This window comes from Eubacterium sp. 1001713B170207_170306_E7, assembly GCF_015547515.1.
Classification (GTDB): Bacteria; Bacillota; Clostridia; order Eubacteriales; family Eubacteriaceae; genus Eubacterium.
This window is the reverse complement of the sequence record NZ_JADMVE010000003.1, coordinates 399,171-416,902: the sequence shown is the minus strand read 5'-3', so window position 1 is coordinate 416,902 and position 17,732 is coordinate 399,171. Positions and strand designations below refer to the sequence as shown.

The 17,732-nt window shown below is 48.7% G+C and carries 20 protein-coding genes; all 20 read right to left on the bottom strand.

All coding sequences use genetic code 11. The annotated features are described in order from the left end of the window. Window positions 1-3: 3 nt before the first annotated feature. Window positions 4-306 carry a V-type ATP synthase subunit F gene (locus tag I2B62_RS09945; protein ID WP_195268806.1) on the bottom strand — a complete coding sequence of 101 codons (303 nt, stop codon included), beginning with the start codon at window positions 304-306 and terminating at the stop codon, window positions 4-6. Between the two features lie 20 nt (window positions 307-326). Continuing rightward, window positions 327-761, bottom strand: coding sequence for an ATP synthase subunit C (locus tag I2B62_RS09940; RefSeq protein ID WP_013380724.1), 435 nt, complete (start codon window positions 759-761; stop codon window positions 327-329). Between the two features lie 62 nt (window positions 762-823). Further along, window positions 824-2,791, bottom strand: coding sequence for a V-type ATPase 116kDa subunit family protein (locus I2B62_RS09935; RefSeq protein ID WP_195268805.1), 1,968 nt, complete (start codon window positions 2,789-2,791; stop codon window positions 824-826). A 20-nt stretch (window positions 2,792-2,811) separates the two neighbouring features. Further along, window positions 2,812-3,861 carry a V-type ATPase subunit gene (locus I2B62_RS09930; protein WP_195268804.1) on the bottom strand — a complete coding sequence of 350 codons (1,050 nt, stop codon included), beginning with the start codon at window positions 3,859-3,861 and terminating at the stop codon, window positions 2,812-2,814. A 35-nt stretch (window positions 3,862-3,896) separates the two neighbouring features. Further along, window positions 3,897-4,214, bottom strand: coding sequence for a hypothetical protein (locus tag I2B62_RS09925; protein ID WP_096920575.1), 318 nt, complete (start codon window positions 4,212-4,214; stop codon window positions 3,897-3,899). 864 nt (window positions 4,215-5,078) lie between these two features. Next, on the bottom strand, window positions 5,079-6,089 hold the full coding sequence (locus tag I2B62_RS09920; protein WP_195268803.1) for an XdhC/CoxI family protein: 1,011 nt from the start codon (window positions 6,087-6,089) through the stop codon (window positions 5,079-5,081). A gap of 8 nt (window positions 6,090-6,097) precedes the next feature. Then, entirely contained in the window at window positions 6,098-7,114 is a 1,017-nt protein-coding gene (locus I2B62_RS09915; RefSeq protein WP_195268802.1) for a molybdopterin-binding protein, read from the bottom strand. Window positions 7,115-7,133: 19 nt separating this feature from the next. Beyond that, window positions 7,134-7,409 carry a DUF3343 domain-containing protein gene (locus I2B62_RS09910; RefSeq protein ID WP_195268801.1) on the bottom strand — a complete coding sequence of 92 codons (276 nt, stop codon included), beginning with the start codon at window positions 7,407-7,409 and terminating at the stop codon, window positions 7,134-7,136. Window position 7,410: 1 nt separating this feature from the next. Continuing rightward, on the bottom strand, window positions 7,411-8,022 hold the full coding sequence (gene yedF / locus I2B62_RS09905; protein ID WP_195268800.1) for a sulfurtransferase-like selenium metabolism protein YedF: 612 nt from the start codon (window positions 8,020-8,022) through the stop codon (window positions 7,411-7,413). Between the two features lie 15 nt (window positions 8,023-8,037). Next, complete coding sequence (gene selD / locus I2B62_RS09900; RefSeq protein WP_195268799.1) at window positions 8,038-9,081, bottom strand: selenide, water dikinase SelD; 1,044 nt, start codon at window positions 9,079-9,081, stop codon at window positions 8,038-8,040. Between the two features lie 13 nt (window positions 9,082-9,094). Further along, window positions 9,095-10,246 carry an aminotransferase class V-fold PLP-dependent enzyme gene (locus tag I2B62_RS09895; RefSeq protein ID WP_195268798.1) on the bottom strand — a complete coding sequence of 384 codons (1,152 nt, stop codon included), beginning with the start codon at window positions 10,244-10,246 and terminating at the stop codon, window positions 9,095-9,097. 14 nt (window positions 10,247-10,260) lie between these two features. Further along, complete coding sequence (locus I2B62_RS09890) at window positions 10,261-10,596, bottom strand: BadF/BadG/BcrA/BcrD ATPase family protein (RefSeq protein WP_347707812.1); 336 nt, start codon at window positions 10,594-10,596, stop codon at window positions 10,261-10,263. Between the two features lie 106 nt (window positions 10,597-10,702). Continuing rightward, on the bottom strand, window positions 10,703-11,506 hold the full coding sequence (gene yqeB, locus I2B62_RS09885; protein ID WP_195268797.1) for a selenium-dependent molybdenum cofactor biosynthesis protein YqeB: 804 nt from the start codon (window positions 11,504-11,506) through the stop codon (window positions 10,703-10,705). Then, window positions 11,493-12,107: a nucleotidyltransferase family protein gene (locus I2B62_RS09880; RefSeq protein ID WP_195268796.1), complete on the bottom strand. Its 615-nt coding sequence runs from the start codon at window positions 12,105-12,107 to the stop codon at window positions 11,493-11,495. The genes yqeB and I2B62_RS09880 overlap by 14 nt, the downstream gene beginning before the upstream one ends. Beyond that, complete coding sequence (gene yqeC, locus I2B62_RS09875; RefSeq protein ID WP_195268795.1) at window positions 12,101-12,844, bottom strand: selenium cofactor biosynthesis protein YqeC; 744 nt, start codon at window positions 12,842-12,844, stop codon at window positions 12,101-12,103. The genes I2B62_RS09880 and yqeC overlap by 7 nt, the downstream gene beginning before the upstream one ends. After that, entirely contained in the window at window positions 12,837-13,484 is a 648-nt protein-coding gene (locus I2B62_RS09870) for a PAS domain-containing protein (protein WP_195268794.1), read from the bottom strand. The genes yqeC and I2B62_RS09870 overlap by 8 nt, the downstream gene beginning before the upstream one ends. A 132-nt stretch (window positions 13,485-13,616) precedes the next feature. After that, window positions 13,617-14,942 carry a nucleobase:cation symporter-2 family protein gene (locus tag I2B62_RS09865; RefSeq protein ID WP_195268793.1) on the bottom strand — a complete coding sequence of 442 codons (1,326 nt, stop codon included), beginning with the start codon at window positions 14,940-14,942 and terminating at the stop codon, window positions 13,617-13,619. Between the two features lie 79 nt (window positions 14,943-15,021). Continuing rightward, complete coding sequence (locus I2B62_RS09860; RefSeq protein ID WP_195268792.1) at window positions 15,022-15,399, bottom strand: RidA family protein; 378 nt, start codon at window positions 15,397-15,399, stop codon at window positions 15,022-15,024. A 40-nt stretch (window positions 15,400-15,439) separates the two neighbouring features. After that, window positions 15,440-16,372, bottom strand: a complete 933-nt coding sequence (gene arcC / locus I2B62_RS09855; RefSeq protein ID WP_195268791.1) for a carbamate kinase — start codon at window positions 16,370-16,372, stop codon at window positions 15,440-15,442. Window positions 16,373-16,452: 80 nt separating this feature from the next. Next, window positions 16,453-17,652 carry a knotted carbamoyltransferase YgeW gene (gene ygeW / locus I2B62_RS09850; RefSeq protein ID WP_195268790.1) on the bottom strand — a complete coding sequence of 400 codons (1,200 nt, stop codon included), beginning with the start codon at window positions 17,650-17,652 and terminating at the stop codon, window positions 16,453-16,455. Between the last annotated feature and the right edge of the window lie 80 nt (window positions 17,653-17,732).

The window sequence follows — 17,732 nt, the reverse complement described above, 5'->3', positions numbered from 1 at the left end:
TCCTTACAATCCTACGGATTCTTTAATATATTGGGTGATGATTCCCTGTTCTCTCTGATAACCATAGCGGTCAGGTATGACCGTGATCAAAGGGAAGAGAACCTTTTTTTTGGTATCCAGTACGAGCTCCTCGATCATTAAATAAGCCTTTTCGGTCAGAAAGATAATGCCGATTTCCTTATTCTTCAGAGCTTCTTTAAACGTACTCTCAATGGTTTCCTGATCTCTGACGTAGGCGCCTTCGATTCCAGCTAATTTCATGCCTAAATAGGAATCACGATTTTCGCTGATCACAAAAGATTTCATTTTGTCATATCCTTAAAGGCTTAGAGACTACCGATGATCATGATCGAGATAATTAATCCGTAAATGGCAACCCCTTCAGCCAGGCCTACGTAGATCAGAGTTTTACCAAGAATCTTTTCATTTTCGGATACAGCGCCCAGAGCGGCGGAACCAACGACACCAACAGCATAACCTGCACCCACACAGGCTAAACCAGTCGATAATGCAGCGCCAATGTAACCCAGGCCAGCATCGGACATGCCGGCAGGATTGGTAGCGGCGGCAACAGCAGATGGAGCAAACATAATTAAAGCAGCGGCCATCGTCGGGATAAAACCGGCTAAATTAAATCTTAAAAACTTTTTCAGACGGCTCTGTTCAGAGGTGCAGTCCTTATAAATAAAATAAACACCACCGGCAATGGTTGCCAGAACTAAAAGACCAGCTAAAATTGTAATAATTGTTAAAATACTCATTTTAAACTCCTTTTTCTTCGTGTATCCCATCAGGGATAGAAATATTGATCATGTTATTTTGATTAAAGTGTGTTTCTGATTTCTGTGCTCAGAGGAATAAATTCTTCCCCGTCACCGGTATAATATTTACTGAACAGCTCATAGAACTGTAATCTCAGACACTGGATAAAGTCGATCAGACCCTCCAGCACAATGATTAAAACATTACCGACAATCAGAACAATCACACCGCCGAAACCACCGCCTACCATGGTAGCCAGGGTTTCAAATGCCATAAACAATCCAACGTGAGTCAGCGCAAAGGCTCCGACTCTGATAAACGACAGGGTGTTGCTGAGCATGGCCAGCAGCATTTCAAACAGCTCGAAGCCGCTTTCCACATAATAATCCCCTGCGGATGTATCGTATAATTTTCTTTTTCTGATGGTATTGGCAATGGGCTCACGCAGCAGCACCAGGATAACCAGAGCGACTGCAAGAACTGCCAAAAATGGTGTAAAAGCACTGCCGCCCGGAATAATGCCCGTAGCGCAGAGCGCACACAGCAGGATGCTGACATAAAGGACAAAACCGGCAATACCATTCTTGCCAAAGAGTCCTTCTTTAATGTCCCCCGCCCGCAGCTTGTTGATAATGCTGTACAGGTATGCGATAAACAGCATCACTACACCGAGTACGACCGCCGTCAAAAGCACCGTATTGATGTTTTCAAAGGGCCTGACCCATAGGGTCGGCAAAATCGACTCATTACCAAATATACTTCCGTATATGAAGCCAAAAATAATGGAACTGCATGCCATTCGTGCAATAACATGCCCCAATTCTACTCCCCGTTTGCCTAAGATATAGCCGGCCAGTAATAGGACAAGCCCCTGTCCTACATCCCCAAACATATAACCAAAGCAAAATAAATATGTGATACTGAGAAATGGGGTGGGATCTAACTCGTTATACGCTGGCACCCCGTACATTTTTACCAGTGTCTCAAAGGGCCTGAAAACCCAGTTGTTTTTCATTTTTGTCGGCGGTTTGTTGGCAGCGTCGGGATCGGTGAACATGACAATCATATTGTCATACTGCGCAGCGATCTTTTCCAAAGCCGCTCTGTCTTTTTTGGAGACCCAGCCGGAAAAATAGAAGTTTTCATCACTGAAAGCCATGTACTTTTTAATGATATTCAAGTTTGCGTAAAGTGTCAGCACGTTAAAGACTTCTTCGGCCTCCACCTTGTTTTCATCACGGTGCTTTTCAAGCAGCGCTTCATTTTCGGAAATTGTTTTTTCCAGTTTTACTTTTTCAAGCCCCAGATCGGTTAAAATATCGCCCGGTGCTTTTACATAGGCGTCGTTGTAGCCTTCAACCAGCTTAAAGCTCAGCGCCTTTAAAATACGATTGGTTTCCACCTCAAAATCCTTGGGCGAAATAATCATAAAGACTTCTTCGTTCTGGCTGGTATCCCCCACATGGAACACGATGGAGGTAACCGTGTTGTAAATACTCTTTAGCCGGGCCGCGTTATCCTTAGAGACGGAGCCAATGGTGTAGGTAAAGTACTCCATGTTGTTCAAAGTTTCCATCGGCACATCAATATTTTTGATGTATTCGTAGGCTTCGATACTCGTATTAACTTTTTTCAGTTCTTCCCGCGCTTTTCCGAGATTTTCAAATTCCGTATCCAGATAATTTTGGTAACGATCGGCTTTTTCAAGGATTTCACCAAGGTCGTATTCCTTTCCGGACAGGGCTTTTGTATCCAGGGTCAGCTTATTGTCGTAAAGCTCATTTAATTTCTGCACCTTCTGCACAAAAATTTTCTCATCCACCATGTTCTCACCAGGAACGAGCTGGGCAAAACCCAGAAGCTCACCGATGTTCTCTTCGCAGACTGGCAAAGTAAAACGGCCGGTGTCAATTTCGTTCATGGCGTCAACAATCTGGATATCATTGAAAAGAAAAATGTCTTTAGCGAAACGGTCGACGTAGTTTATCTTGCCTACAACGTTCATCATCATAACATTTTCTATAGCCATATAATACTTCCTTTCACATCTTACTCAAAAGATCTGATTAAAAATTTTTCTGTTTCTAACGCAGACATACGGTAACGCTTGCTTTCGATGATGGAGGTAATGTCCTCAATCTCGTATTCAATGAGCCGTATGAATGCAACGACCTTTCCCAGGCCAGCTTCTGTGCCGTTAAACAGCTTCAGATAGGCATAGTACATAAATCGTTCACGTCTTCTTTCCATATACAGGTCCAGTGTTTTCGAATGATTAAACAGAAAAGCATATTCACTGTAGGATTTCATCACCTCGTGGAGTGTATCGATGTTTTTGATCTCACTCATATGCTGAATATCTTTCTCTTTAATCTTAAGACCGCCGCGCAGCGCATAGGCCAGCAGCTCCTCACGGGAAAGGTGGTAGAACTTCTTGCCACGATAAAACCAAACCAGGTTTAAAAGATCAATGCCCTCACGCGTTGTCTTGATAAGGTCCTTGTTCTTTTTCTGATCCAGCTTGTTCAGGCTGTTTTTCAGCTTATCATAGTAATAACGTTCGAGCCCTTTTTCGATGGGAAAGAGGTCATCCTCCACGGTTACCTGCCGGTAGATTTCGAGAAGACGGTAATAATCGGTGCCGACCAGGGCTTTTTTAAAGCTGTCCCAATCTTTTGTTTTTACCAATTTGTCAAAGGGGATGTTGGTGTACTTTTCTGAATAGACCAGAAACCCGGCGAGCTCTTCAAGATTCGCGCCGCGGGCAATCCCACGGATCAAAACGCGGAGGCTTTCAATATCCGAACGGATCAGCAGCGTTTTTACAAACGTCTTTTCTTCTCCCTGCAGATAGTGCATCAGCTTCTCAATTTCGTAAATCTTCATCCGGGTGAGGGGCACTTCCAGTTCCAGGCGGTGAAGATGGTCCGTATGAACCTCCTCCAGAAATGGCCCGTAATAGGTATTGTCCTTCAGGTAATAAAAAAGGTCATTCAGCGAAGGAGCTTTAATCAGTGCCTCGTAATCCTGAGTTCCAAGCATCTTTGACTTCATTGCCAATAATTTCGTGTTCACACACGCATGATTACTATTCGCCATTAATCTTCACTACTTTTCTTTAAATTTTTCAAGAATCAGATCGACTGAAACAGTTCGTCCAAAACTCTTTTTGCACTTTCTTGTTTTGCACTTTCGTACTGCTCTCGCAATGCTTTAATCGAGCTCGACATTTCTTTTATGGCGTTATCCTTCTCTTCTTCAGCTTTTTTGATTTCAACGTCATAGTTTTGTTTGCTTTCCTCTTTTGCAGCGGTGATAACATTCGTTTCTTCTTCTTTTAACTCGTCTTTGGTATCGGCTACGATTTTTTCCGCGCGGGCTGTGGCGCTGGCTTTGATTTTCTTGGCCCGGTTGTCCAGATCGATAATCTGATGAAGCACTTCATTTATCATCCTAATAACGACCTCCTTCTTCAAAAATTAATTCTAGTCTGAACCCATTATAGCACTTTATGTATACAAAGCAATAACTATTTTTGTTTTTGAAATGGTTTTAACTGCAATTTTTAGACAAAAGCTCAAAATTGTAGTATCTTTTGATGCTAATCGGTAATAATAGCGTGGCTTTTTATAAATAATGGATTCCCAGAATGAAATTATATTCACTCTGTTGATATTTTATACCCTTCAGCCCCAAAAATCCACGAAAAATTTTATTTATCTTCCTATTAAATATATAGAAACCGATGTGACGGAAAAAAGCTCAAAATTCAGGCGGTATTTTTGATTCACGGCTGAAGCGGGCATTTTGCCCTAAAATCAACTCGGCCTTTGGACATAAATTAAGCCCCCGGCCTTATGACCGGGAGCCACTAAAGAGAGAATTGGGGAGGTAGACTATTAATTGAGGTATGATTGTTCGAAAATATTTATATCCCCGAACCGATTTTTTAAACAAAATAATTAAATTTTTTTCAAAAACTGCTTGATATTTCTTTGACAATCCGATATAATATAAACGAGTTCGATGAGTCTAACTTACTTCATGAGCAACATGCGGTTTTCTCCCTAACTCCTTGATTTGTTTAACCGCAAACACCTCGTTAGACACACATTACATGCGCCCGGCATTCTCCGGGCTTTTTTATGTCTAAATCTGGTCTCAAAAAACACTGCCAGTCGCTGCTCCGCGTCAGACTCAAGACGATGCTTCATCAGGGATTTTGTCCTCGAGACACTTTATTTTTAGTAAGTTTCGTTTCATTATTTCCGTTTAAAAATCTAATTTATTTCGTATCGCATTAATTCAGCCGTTTTTCACGTTGCGGATATGTCCGACGCCCTTACCTCGATCAGCTCTGCCGCTATACTGATGGCTATCTCCGCCGGCGTTTTGGCCTTGATTGCTTTTCCGATGGGGGTATAAACTGCCTCCAGTTTTTCCTTTGTAAAGCCGTCAAAACGCATAAGCTTTTCATTAATGGTCTGTGTTTTTTTCCTGCTGCCAATGACACCAATGTAGCGGGCTTCTGTTTTAAGAACCTGAGCCTCGACCAGATAATCGTTCTGGTGTCCCCGGGTCATGATGACCACATAATCCGAGGGCCCAATCTCTAAAAATGTGCGGATCGCTTTAAAATCACTGACAAAAACCGCCTCGGCCTCCGGAAAGGCTTCTTTGTTGGCAAAGGCCTCCCGGTCGTCAATGACCACGCACCTAAAATCCAGACGGCTGAGCACTGGCACCAGCTCCTTAGCGATATGCCCGCCGCCAAACACATAAACCCGCCCATTTTGCCGTAACGGCTGTGAAAAAATACAGGTTTTGTTTTTCTGGAGCAGCCGGCTCTGTTCTGTGAACGCCTCATCCCCAAAGCCATCTTCTTTTGCTTTTTGGTCTGTTACCATTACCTCAAACACTGCGGGATCCTCCCAGCAGGTCAGAAGCCAGAAATCCCCACCGGCTTCGAGGGCTCTACCCAGTTCTTCAATCAGCTTTTCTGTCTGCGGATTACCAGGCGAAAAATACTGGAAATACAAGGCCGCGTTTCCGCCGCACACCATGCCGAGATCAGCGGCCTCATTTGGCCTGAGGATGTATTCTTTTATAAAGGAGGCCTGTGTTTCAAACAGCTTCTGCGCTTCCTGCTGAGCGTCATATTCGATGGCGCCGCCGCCCACAGTACCCGTGGTGCTGCCGTCTTTACAGACGATCATCCTGGCCCCGGTGCCTCTGGGCGCAGAGCCATGAAAATCAATAATGGTCACCACTGCCAGAGGTTCCCCTCTCTCTTTGGCAAGCTTAAGGGCTTTGTATAAATCCTTCATTTCGTCCTCTACTTTCCAAAACCGCAGTTCGGATAGGTGCAGGTTTCACAGTTCAGGCACAGGCCGCCCTCGCCCAGGGTGAACAAATCCTCCGGCGCCAGTCTTTCACCTGTCAGTATCCTTGGGAGTACCAGGTCGAACACAGTTCTTTTAGCGTACATCACACAGCCCGGCAGGCCCATAATGGGTATTTCTCCCTGATAGGCCAGTAAAAACATGGCTCCAGGCAGTACCGGCGCGCCGTAGCTGACCACCGCTGCGCCGGTCTTTTGAATGGCGCTGGGCGTAATATCGTCCGGGTCCACGCTCATACCGCCGGTACAGATCACCATCTCTGCCCCTTTTTCAATAAACGTGTTGATTTTTTCTGAAACCAGCGCCTCGTCATCTGGAAGAATCACCTGTTCGGTTACCTCAACACCGTATTCTGCCAGCTTGTCCCTGATGACAGGGCCAAAAGCATCTTTAATCCGTCCCGCGTAAAGCTCGCTGCCAGTATTGATGACAGCCGCCTTCTTTTTCTGAAAGGGCAGCAGCTCGAGAACGGGCTTTCCATTTCCCAGAGCGGCGGCACGGTTCAGCTTATCCCGGGGAATGGCCAGGGGGATAATCCGGGTTCCCGCCAGCTTATCGCCCTTTTTTACCGGAAAATTACCGTGCCGGGTGGCAATCATCAGCTCTCCCAGCGCATTGAGCGCATTCAGCTTGGCACGGTCTACCTTCAGCAGGCCGTCAATCGCTGCGATCACCTCAATTTTTCCTTCCTTTACCTCTGAGGGGTGCATGTGCTCACCCGCGCACAGCTGGTACAGCACCTCCGCTCCGGCATTTTCATGGACCAGTCCGGGGTCATTTTTCCAGATGTAGACGTGCTCCTTGCCCATGGACAAAAGCACGGGAATATCCTCTTCCCGAATCACATGTCCCTTGCGGAACCGGGGCCCCTTAAACGTATCCTTTATGATTTGTGTCATATCATGGCATAAAATCAGGCCCACTGCCTCTGTTGTTTTTACACTTTCCATTTTACTGCCTCATTTATTTTTATTTCAGATTCATGGGCTCCGGACAGGCCTTACCGTCATTATAATAAACGGCATAGACTTCCATCAGCCCTTCGTCAAAATTGGCGGATGCCAGCTGTTTTAAGACGTTTTCCACATCCGCCGCTTCAATGCTTATGGAAATGCCGCACCCCGCTGAAATCTCCCTTAACGTGGGAACAATTCTAATGTTAAAAACGCCTTTCAATATCCCTTCAGCGGTCATGGCCGCGTGGGTATTGGCAAAAGTCAGCAGACAATCCATCTGTCTTTTCATGTTACAGGGTAATGACCTTTGAAGCGGCAAGCATTTTTTCTGTAATGTCATACATATTGCTGATTTCGCCGATCTTCAGGTCGTCCTTAAGCTTATAGTAGTCCAGGCAGGTTCCGCAGACCAGTATCCTGACGCCCCGTTCCTCCAGCGCCTGTAAATGCTCGGCCACCTGCCCGTCCAGAGCCGGCAGCTTAACCCCGCTGTTCATAAACAGAATGCTCTCCGGCACATCACCGGCCTGGGAAAGGGTGTAAAAGAACATTTTCGCCAAAGCGTTCCCCAGCTCATAATCTCCCCCGCCGATGGTGTCCTTTCCCATAAAAACGACCCAGTTGCCGGTTCCCCCTTCGGGGAGGCGGCCATCTGGCGTGGCGTTTATCTCTGCCGCTGGTATTTCACGGCCATCCGTCACAAACCGGACCTCAAACTGCTCGCCGCTCCCGCTTACCACAGCGTCGTAGCCCTGGCTGGCAGCCAGTTTTTTCAGGTTTTCGACCGCGATGGCGTTATCGACCGTGATGATGAAGCTGTCATGATTTGTTTCGATTTCCTTTTTAGCCATAATGACCGGCATGGGGCAGGCCTTGCCCCTGGCATTAATGATTTTAGTCATCTGATTTCTCCTTTATTATCTTATGATCAGCGCTTTATCCTGCCTGTCCACCAGCTGCCCCACCAGTGCGCAGTCGGTTTTAAGCTCCACCCTCAGTGTTTTTAAAAGATTCTCAGCCTCAGAGGGCGCAACGCTGATCAGCAGCCCGCCGGAGGTCTGGGGGTCAAAAATAATATCCTCCATCAGACCGCTCACCGACGCCCTGTAATCCGGTCCAAAATATTCCCTGTTCCGATAAGTGCCGCCGGGCACAATGCCCATCCCAGCCAGCTCAGGGACGCCAGGCATAAGCGGGACCGCCGAAGCCTCAAGCTCCATAGTCAGGTGGCTGGCCTTAGCCATCTCGATACCGTGTCCGCCCAGGCTAAAGCCCGTAACATCCGTACAGCCGTGCACCCCGTCATATAAGCTCATCACCTCACAGGCGGTCTTATTCAGGCTAGTCATGGACAGCACAGCCGCTTCGCGCGATTCGTCCGTTGCGATCCCGCCCTTGACAGCGGATACAATGATCCCAGTGCCAATCGGCTTGGTCAGGATGAGCTTATCGCCCTCCCGTCCATGGCAGTTCCCCCGAAGGTGCAGGCAGTCCGTGATTCCGGTCACAGACAGGCCGTATTTGGGCTCAGGATCATCGACTGAGTGCCCGCCGACCAGAACCGCGCCGGCCTCCTGCACCTTATCAGCGCCGCCTCTCAAAATTTCGGATAAAATGGCCTTATCCTCCTCTTCCGGAAAGCAGACAATGTTCATCGCTGTTAGCGGCTTGCCGCCCATGGCGTAAATGTCACTCAGGGCATTGGTGGCAGCGATTTGGCCAAAAAGGTAAGGGTCATCCACGATGGGCGGGAAAAAATCCAGTGTCTGGAGTAAAATCTGCTGATCATTAATCCGGTAAGCCGCGGCATCGTCCGAATTTTCCAATCCGATGATCAGGCTGTCACAGCCTTTGAGCTCCAGTGTTTTAAGGACCTTTGACAAAGCGCCGGGTCCCAGCTTCGCCGCACATCCACAATTTCTGACCATTTCGGTCAGGCGTCTCGGTTTATTTTCTGGCATGGCTTTTATCCTTTCATGCTGTTGTTATTTCTTGAAGGGCCTCCAAAGCGCGGGCCACCTCGTCCAGTGTATTAAAATGGCTGAAGGAAAAACGCAGGGTTCCCTGCGGGTAGGTCCCCAGGGTCCTGTGCGCAAGCGGGGCGCAGTGCATTCCAACCCTGACCATAATCCCGTAATCCCGGTCCAGCTCAAGGGCGGCCTGGGCGTTGTCCTTTTCCCGGCAATCGACTGACACCAGGGCGCAGCGGTTTTGGGGGTCTGTACTTCCGATAAGGCGCAGGCCACCGATGGCTTCGACCCCGCGGATAAAAACGCCGGTCAGCTGCTCCTCAAGCCTGAGCAGCGCCTCTTTATCCACGCTGTCCAGGTAATCCAGGGCGCTGCTGAGTCCATAAATCCCCGGAAGGTTCAGGGTTCCAGCCTCAAAGCGATCCGGTAAAAAGTCCGGCATGTCCAGCCGGTCCGACGCGCTGCCGGTGCCGCCGTCCAGAAGGGGAATCATCTGCTCTGCCAGCTCGTCGGTTACCAGAAAGCCCCCGATCCCCTGTGGACCCATCAGCCCTTTATGCCCGGTAAAGCACAGGGCGCTGATATTGGCCTTTTTCATGCTGATCCCGTGCAGTCCGGCGGTCTGGGCCGTGTCCACGATAAAATAAAGGCCGTGGCCTGCGCACAACTTCCCAACGGCCTCAATGGGCAGCATGCCGCCGCTTACATTGGAGCCATGCGTCATGACCACTGCCCTGGTCTCCGGTTTTATACGGCTTTCAATACACTCTGTTTTTAGATTACCCAAAGCATCGCAGGGAATCACATCATAAGAGGCGCCCATTTTCCTGAGATGCTCTAGCGGTCTCACCACAGCGTTATGCTCCAGCCCGGAAATGAGCACATGATCTCCCGGCTTTAGAAAGCCCTTGAGCACCATATTGATGGCCTGTGTTACATTGGCTGTAAAAATAACGTTTTTATTATCCTCGGCGTCAAACAGGCAGCGCAGCTTTTCGCGGGTTTCGTAGACCTTTCTGGAAACCTCGTAGGCACGGCCATAGCTGCCCCGTCCCACGTTACAGCCGGTATTCTCCAGATAGCCGGCCATCTCAGACGCCACGTCCGGCGCCTTTGGCCAGCTGGTACTGGCATTGTCAAAATAGATACGCTTCATCCTCTACGCTCCTTTCACTTCTGCTGCCCGATCAACGCGGCACCGACCGCCCCTGCATACTGGGACATGGGGTGCGTAACAACCGGCTGCCCCAGATAAGCTTCAAGCACCTCTTTGAACACCTCCGACCTGGAAAGCCCGCCGCTGAAAAAGACTTTGCCGGCCAAAGGCAGCCGTCCGGCAAAATTCGCAGTCCGCTTGGCAATGGCGTGGATAACGCCCAGCGCGATGTCTTTTCTGGATACATCCTTTGCCAAAAGGCTGATGATCTCACTCTCTGCAAAAACCGTGCACATACTGGAAATGGTCACGGGGTTGGCACCCCGCACAAAACCGTCGAGATTTTCGATGTTCTCCTCCAGAATGTTCTGATCCTTTACCGCCTTTGCCTTAACAACCCCATCCGTCTCGCCTCTGCGAAATCTTCAAAAATATCAGGTAACTCTTTTTTTAACGTCATGCCTGCTCCTTCAGTAAATGTATCACAGCCTCCAGTACCCCGCCGCTGATATTGCGGGCCTTATCAGAAATTGTATCGCAATAGGCCTTATCGCCCCGTGGGTCCACGTCGGCCATTTTCAACCCCTTTTTAACCTTCGTGCCGTCTGCGATCATACCGCGCAGCACCCCGTCTAGCCTGGATAAAACCGGCGTTTCACCAACAAAGGCAATACATTCATCTTTTTTTACCAAATCGCCAATATCATGACACAGGCGGATTGTTCCGGACTCCGGGGCATGGATTACCCGCTCGTGTGTATAGCCTCCAATATTTCCGGGAACGCCGGTGTTTTCTGCCGCGGTTCCTTCATACAGGATTCTTCCAAGATGGTGTCCCCGGTTGGTTTCGATCACAGCATCCACATCCTCTCCTGCTGTAAAGCCTGGTCCCAGACCGATCACGGCTTTTGCCATATCCCGGGTGGTTCCCAGATTTTTCTTGGCGAGGATTGCGTCAACCACCGCGTCCGGACGAACCATACGGATCATATCCCCTTTTGGATCAACACAGACCGGGACCTCACTGCTTTTCAGGCATCGGCACACCGCCTCAATGGACTCACAGCGCCTTGCCGTCACACCCTCCACAGCTGCCACGCCATCCTGAATGGCCTGGGCAAAGGCGACTGTACGCCGTATAACCGTAGGGGCTTCAATGTCCAGGGCGATCACCCTGAAGCCCGCCTGATACAGCCGGTATATGGTACCGGTGGCGATATCTCCGGCACCCCGCACAATAACCGTTTCACAGATTTTCATATTCAGACCATTCTCCTTCATAATACTCAAGCAAACGCCGGTAGTCCTCGGGGGTATCAGCGTCCATAACACAGGTTCTGTCTCCCGGGATTTTTATCAGAGCCTCGGGGTGGGCCTCGATAATCTGCCGCCCTCCCGTGTCACCCGAAACAGCCAGAAGCGCTTTAAACCAACGCTTCCCAAAGGCTATGGGATGCCCTCTCCGGCCTTGATATTCCGGCATTACAATGCTCTCTGGGTTTTTCGTGACCACCCGGACGATTTCTTCGACCAGCCTTTGGCTGATGAGCGGCTGATCGCCAAGAAACACCAGAACCCCCTGGCATTCAGGATAATGCGTGTCAAGGTAAGCGACTGCTATTTTTAAAGAAGTCGCCTGCCCAAGCTCTGGCCGATCATTGATTAAATAAACGGGAGCGCGCTGCATTTCAATACCGTCAAGAATGGCCTTTCGGGTTACAATAACGATTACATCCTTAAAGCCTTCTGCCACAGCCTCAACTGTTTTTTCCAGGATTTTTTTCCCGCCGATGGGAAGAAGAAGCTTTTCACTGCCCATACGGCGTGACAGTCCTGCACCAAGAACCACCGCTCCTAACATTGATACCAGATCCTTTCACGCAAAGATGCAGCAATACAGGCGTCAAAATAGGGTTCAGCCGCATTACAGAGCTGCTCCGCTTTTTTTCTGTTCCCGTTGTCCGCTTTGTTAACGAGCAGAAATCTGGGAATGTCCAGGTTTTTCAGCTTCTCGCCCGCAAACCACTCCATGCTTTTTCTAAACCAGTCAAGGTCAAAGCCTTTTCCCCTTAAGGTCTCAGGACAGCGGTGTATATTCCCGCTGGTCATGGGCGCACCTAAAAGCTCGCAGCCAATCACATGAATCAGCCTGGTGGTGCTTTTGGGGATAACAGGTTCCCACTCCCTATATATTTTATAGGGCTTTCCTCCGGCTCCGTCTCCCTCATTCAGAAAGATCCAGTCCTTCAGCTCTTTAAAAATACGATCCAACACCCCGGGTGCCGGGCCCTTTACCTTGTGCTCCTCAATGCAGCGCTCTGCGTAATAGTACAGACCGCTGTCCCGCCCTTTCAGACGGCTTAAAAGCTCTGTTGGCGACGCTGTTATGATCACCTCGCCATCAAAGGCGTCTGGATAGCGCATCTTTGTGGTGGTGGTTAAAAGGGTGCTGCCCCTGTCCTTAAGCTCACGGCCAAGACATGTAAGCAGTGTTGTTTTTCCGCCGCCGCCGGTGACGGTAATAAAGTCAGGCTGTTCGATACCGAACAGCGCTGACAGTTTAATGTTCTCATTCTGCACACAAAGTTTTTTATTCATTTTCCTTCTTAATGGTTGCCAGGTAACGGTAAACCGTCGGTACGGATACGCCGAGCATATCCGCCACATGCCAGATGGTGCCTTTAACCATAAAGGTTCCAAGGCCCTGAAGTCTTTCAACCACTTCAATTTTTTCCTGTTTGCCCATTTTTCTGAGGTCGCCGTGATTACTGGGCAGGACGCGGCTCATATTATTGATGACCAGCTCCTTGACGTTGATGTTGAAGCTTTCTTCCGACTCCTCGTCCTTTCTAAGCGGCTCAACGGTGATGAGTGATTCCAGGATATCCCGGGCCTCAGCAAATTTCTGACAGTCCATATTCAGACAGAGCAGACCAATAAGCTCATCGTCATCATCCTTAATGAAATACGTTGCTGAACGTATGATGTTGCCTCTCGGAGACAGTCCCCGGTAATTCACGCGGTACGGGGCTTCTTTGTAAGCTTCATTTTTAATGAGCTTAAGGCCATAATCCGTGACCGGTGCCCCCAAATCCCGCCCGCTGATGTCGCCATTGCGGATTGCTACAACAGATGATTGACAGTCTGACAGGTCATGCAGTACAACCTCTGTGTTCTCTCCTAAATAATCTGCTAAAAAATCTACCAATATTTTGTAGGTTTCAAGATCTTTTGCCATAATCATTCTCCTTCTGAACTTTGATTCATATAAACAAGGAACGCATAAAGTCATTGTTTAAAAATGTTATATCTCTATTATCGCAGATTTCGGAAGAAAACACAATAATAATTTATTATTGTATCGATTTTTTTAAAGATCTTCCGTTTCAAAAGGAGTATTCTTTGGTAAAATTAAGTTTAAAAGGATTGCAGACAGGGTTGAAACCACCACCGCCGATTCTCCAAAGAGGCTGTCAATCCAGGCCGGGAGCTGCTCCATCGCGCCTGGAACCTGAGAGATACCAATCCCCAGAGCCACCGACAGGCCGACAATGGTCGCGTTTCGCTGAGTCAACTCGCTTTGCATAAAAAGCTTAACCCCGGTCATGGTAATGGTGGCAAAAACTGAAATGGTCGCGCCGCCCAGTACACAGTATGGGATGGTCATCATCAGAGCCGAAAATTTTGGAAAGAGACCGGCCAGTACAATAAAGCCGGCGGCAAATCCAATGACCACACGGTTAATGACCCGGTTCGTTACCACAATCCCTACGTTCTGCCCAAAGGTAGATGTGGGAAGACCGCCGAAAATCGAGCCGATAATACTGGAAACGCCGTTCCCCATCAGTCCTCTTGACAGCTCGTCGGTTGTGGGCTCACGGTCCATGGCCCCCACGCTGAGCGCGGAAAACTGACCGATGGATTCCACCGAGTTGACCACAAACAGAATCGACATGGAGATAATGGCAGGGAGATGGAACTCATAACCAAAATGTCCCACCGACGGAAGCATAAACCAGCTGGCCTCCTGCACGGTCCCGAAATCAATCATTCCGCAGAAAAGCGCGATGATATAGCCAATGATCATCGACAAAAGTATGGACGCCAGACGGGCAAAGCCCTTAGTAAAGTTATTAAAGAAAATAACCAGTACCAGGGTGATCATGGCAATGATCCAGTTCATTGGCGAGCCAAAGCTCTCGCTGCCCGCTCCACCGGCCATATATTTAATGGCCGTCGGGTAGAGTGACAGACCAATGGTGAAAACCACGGTCCCGGTGACAACTGGGGGGAAAAGCTTTCGCAGCTTTTTAATGAAAATACCGATCAGGATCCCCACAACACCGCCAATAACCTGCGATCCAAGTATGGTGGCGATATTATAATCGCTGACGATACCGATCATGGTTGGCAGATAGGCAAAGCTGACCCCCATAATCACCGGGAGGCCGGAGCCTACCTTTCTGAAAGGGGGAAACAGCTGAATAAGCGTGGCGATACCTGAAATGATCAGCGCCGCCTGAATAAGAATCCGGGTATCTGCCGGCGACAAACCGCCGGTCCCGGCTACAATAATGGCTGGAGTGACACAGCCGACAATCATTGCTGCAACATGCTGCAGTGCCAACGGGATCGCTTCTTTTATTTTCGGCATTCCCTTAAGCTGATAAATGACATTATCTTTATCGTTTTTCATGATTTTCTCCTCATGACTTTAAAGGGCTGTTAAGGGCAGCCCTTTAAGAACACTTTGTGCGCAGTGTACGAAAGCATCGTTATTTCACTGCAATGGCTTCGATTTCAAACGAAGCACCCTTTGGCAATGCTGCAACCTGGACACAGGAACGCGCCGGGTAATCTCCTGTAAAGTATTTAGCGTAAATAGCATTAACAGCAGCAAAGTCATTCATGTCTGTTAAAAAGACGGTTGTTTTCACAACGTTTTCAAAAGAGACACCCGCCTCGGTCAGGATGGTTTTTAAATTCTCAAAACCGGTTTGGGCCTGTGCTTCCACTCCTTCTGCCAGAGCTCCTGTTTCTGGGTCCAGCCCCAGCTGTCCAGAAACATAAATAGTGCCGCCCGCGGCATTGGCATGTGAATATGGGCCGACCGCTGCCGGCGCTTTTGCTGCGTTTATAGCTGTTTTACTCATAATATTCTCCTTCTTATTTGTTGTTAAAAATTTAACTTATTTACTTAATAATGGTCCCGGTTTTCCCCAGAATCCCATCCTTTGCTTTTTCCAGCAGCGTGATGAGGGCAAAACGTTCCGGGCCGGATTTTGCAAAGTCCATGGCTGCCTGTACCTTTGGCAGCATGGAGCCAGGGGCAAACTGCCCTTCATCAGCGTATTTCTGGGCTTCCTCAACGCTGATTTCCGATAACCATGTTTCATTTGGCTTGCCATAGTTAATGGCAACCCTTTCGACGGCTGTTAAAATAATCAGGCAGTCCGCCCCGATTTCCCTGGCCAGCAGACAGCTTCCAAAATCCTTATCCACGACAGCGGCGGCGCCTTTTAAATGGTTTCCCTGAGCGTAAACCGGGATACCGCCGCCTCCGGCTGCTACCACTACCTGTCCGGCGTCTGCCAGAGCCTTGACGGTTTCAATCTCAATGATCTCGACGGGCTTTGGTGAGGCCACCACCCGCCGGTAGCCACGACCCGCGTCCTCAACAACATCATAGTCTCTTTCCTTAACCATCTGGTCCGCTTCTTCCTTTGTCATAAAACGGCCGATGGGCTTTGTGGGATGGCTGAAAGCTTCATCATCAGGGTCCACGCGCATCTGGGTGATAATACTGGAAACAGGCTTGTGGATCCCCCGGTCAAGGAGCTCCTCCCTCAGGGCATTCTGAAGGTCATAGCCGATATAGCCCTGGCTCATTGCCACACACACAGACAATGGCGCCACCGGGTTGCCCGGATCTGCCTTTGCCAGCTCGCCCATGGCCAGATTGATCATGCCGACCTGCGGGCCGTTTCCATGTGAAATAACGACCTCATTTCCTTCCTCTATCAAATCTGCGATGGCCTTGGCCGTATTTTTAACCGCTGCCATCTGTTCGGGTAAATTGTTGCCCAGGGCGTTTCCTCCCAGGGCGATCACAATTTTTTTGCTCATGATTTTCTCCTTTAAACGAAAAATGGATGGACGGCTGGTCACAGGACACAGCCATCCGGAAGTTTATTTTCAACCTGCGCTTATTTGGTAAAGAAGCGGTCAATACCTCTTTCTTCCAAAGCTTTCAGGGTTGCCTGAGGGTCCTTTTCCTTTGCCAGGAAAATCATAGCGGCAATAATATAGGGCTTGTAGCTGGCTTCTTTGTATAATTCGGTACGGTAGCGATCGAATACAGAGGCTTCTACCTCGCCCTGCTCACAACTGACGCCAGTGATGTCAGCTGGAAGGCAGTGCATGTAAAGCGCTTTTCCCTCTTTGGTTGTTTTCATCAATTCCTCAGTACATTCCCAATCTTTATGGTTTGCATTCTGAGCGAGCAGTTCTTTTTCGAGACGATCGATGCCTTCCTGGTCACCGTTGCCGTATAAGATGGTCCGTTCTTCCATTGCGGAGAACGGCGCCCAGCTCTTAGGATAAACAACGTCAGCGTCTTTAAATGCTTCTGCCATGCTGTTGGTCTTTGTAAAAGATCCACCGCTTTCAGCTGCATTCTTCTTAGCCACTTCTTCTACGTCAGACATAATTTCATAGCCTTCTGGGTGGGCCAGCGTCACGTCCATGCCCAGCCGGGTCATCAGGCCGACAATCCCCTGCGGCACAGACAATGGCTTTCCATAGGACGGCGAGTAGGCCCAGGTCATGGCGACCTTTTTGCCCTTTAAGTTTTCAATACCACCAAAATAGTGGATCAGATGAAGCGCGTCGGCCATGGCCTGTGTTGGATGGTCAATATCGCACTGTAAATTGACTAAGGTTGGTTTCTGTTCCAGGATACCGTCTTTATGGCCGTCTGTTACAGCGTCGACCACTTCGTGCATATAGGCGTTTCCCTTGCCGATATACATATCATCCCGGATACCGATCACATCCGCCATAAAGGAGATCATGTTGGCAGTTTCGCGCACGGTTTCGCCGTGCGCTACCTGGGATTTACCTTCGTCCAGGTCCTGCACCTCGAGTCCCAGCAGGTTGCAGGCAGAGGCAAAGCTGAAACGGGTACGGGTAGAGTTATCACGGAACAGCGAAATCCCCAGACCGCTCTCAAAAATTTTAGTCGAGATATTGTTTTCGCGCATGTATCTTAAGGCATCAGCCACCGTAAAAACGGCTTCAAGCTCTTCCGGTGTTTTTTCCCAGGTCAGGAAAAAATCATTTTCATACATTTCTTTAAAATTCAGCGCATTCAGTTTATCAATATAGGTTTGTAAAGTTTTATCCATTTTTCAGTCTCCTTGATTTTATAAAATTCATTCGTGTGATTTTGTGAGGGATAACCGGTCTGATCAAAGGGCCGCTGGCC

What these genes read in the sequence shown, in the direction of transcription:
- I2B62_RS09945 (WP_195268806.1), bottom strand. Translation starts at nt 306, where the DNA reads ATGAAATCTTTTGTGATCAGCGAAAATCGTGATTCCTATTTAGGCATG.
- I2B62_RS09940 (WP_013380724.1), bottom strand. Translation starts at nt 761, where the DNA reads ATGAGTATTTTAACAATTATTACAATTTTAGCTGGTCTTTTAGTTCTG.
- I2B62_RS09935 (WP_195268805.1), bottom strand. Translation starts at nt 2,791, where the DNA reads ATGGCTATAGAAAATGTTATGATGATGAACGTTGTAGGCAAGATAAAC.
- I2B62_RS09930 (WP_195268804.1), bottom strand. Translation starts at nt 3,861, where the DNA reads ATGGCGAATAGTAATCATGCGTGTGTGAACACGAAATTATTGGCAATG.
- I2B62_RS09925 (WP_096920575.1), bottom strand. Translation starts at nt 4,214, where the DNA reads ATGATAAATGAAGTGCTTCATCAGATTATCGATCTGGACAACCGGGCC.
- I2B62_RS09920 (WP_195268803.1), bottom strand. Translation starts at nt 6,089, where the DNA reads ATGAAGGATTTATACAAAGCCCTTAAGCTTGCCAAAGAGAGAGGGGAA.
- I2B62_RS09915 (WP_195268802.1), bottom strand. Translation starts at nt 7,114, where the DNA reads ATGGAAAGTGTAAAAACAACAGAGGCAGTGGGCCTGATTTTATGCCAT.
- I2B62_RS09910 (WP_195268801.1), bottom strand. Translation starts at nt 7,409, where the DNA reads ATGAAAAGACAGATGGATTGTCTGCTGACTTTTGCCAATACCCACGCG.
- yedF (WP_195268800.1), bottom strand. Translation starts at nt 8,022, where the DNA reads ATGACTAAAATCATTAATGCCAGGGGCAAGGCCTGCCCCATGCCGGTC.
- selD (WP_195268799.1), bottom strand. Translation starts at nt 9,081, where the DNA reads ATGCCAGAAAATAAACCGAGACGCCTGACCGAAATGGTCAGAAATTGT.
- I2B62_RS09895 (WP_195268798.1), bottom strand. Translation starts at nt 10,246, where the DNA reads ATGAAGCGTATCTATTTTGACAATGCCAGTACCAGCTGGCCAAAGGCG.
- yqeB (WP_195268797.1), bottom strand. Translation starts at nt 11,506, where the DNA reads ATGAAAATCTGTGAAACGGTTATTGTGCGGGGTGCCGGAGATATCGCC.
- I2B62_RS09880 (WP_195268796.1), bottom strand. Translation starts at nt 12,107, where the DNA reads ATGTTAGGAGCGGTGGTTCTTGGTGCAGGACTGTCACGCCGTATGGGC.
- yqeC (WP_195268795.1), bottom strand. Translation starts at nt 12,844, where the DNA reads ATGAATAAAAAACTTTGTGTGCAGAATGAGAACATTAAACTGTCAGCG.
- I2B62_RS09870 (WP_195268794.1), bottom strand. Translation starts at nt 13,484, where the DNA reads ATGGCAAAAGATCTTGAAACCTACAAAATATTGGTAGATTTTTTAGCA.
- I2B62_RS09865 (WP_195268793.1), bottom strand. Translation starts at nt 14,942, where the DNA reads ATGAAAAACGATAAAGATAATGTCATTTATCAGCTTAAGGGAATGCCG.
- I2B62_RS09860 (WP_195268792.1), bottom strand. Translation starts at nt 15,399, where the DNA reads ATGAGTAAAACAGCTATAAACGCAGCAAAAGCGCCGGCAGCGGTCGGC.
- arcC (WP_195268791.1), bottom strand. Translation starts at nt 16,372, where the DNA reads ATGAGCAAAAAAATTGTGATCGCCCTGGGAGGAAACGCCCTGGGCAAC.
- ygeW (WP_195268790.1), bottom strand. Translation starts at nt 17,652, where the DNA reads ATGGATAAAACTTTACAAACCTATATTGATAAACTGAATGCGCTGAAT.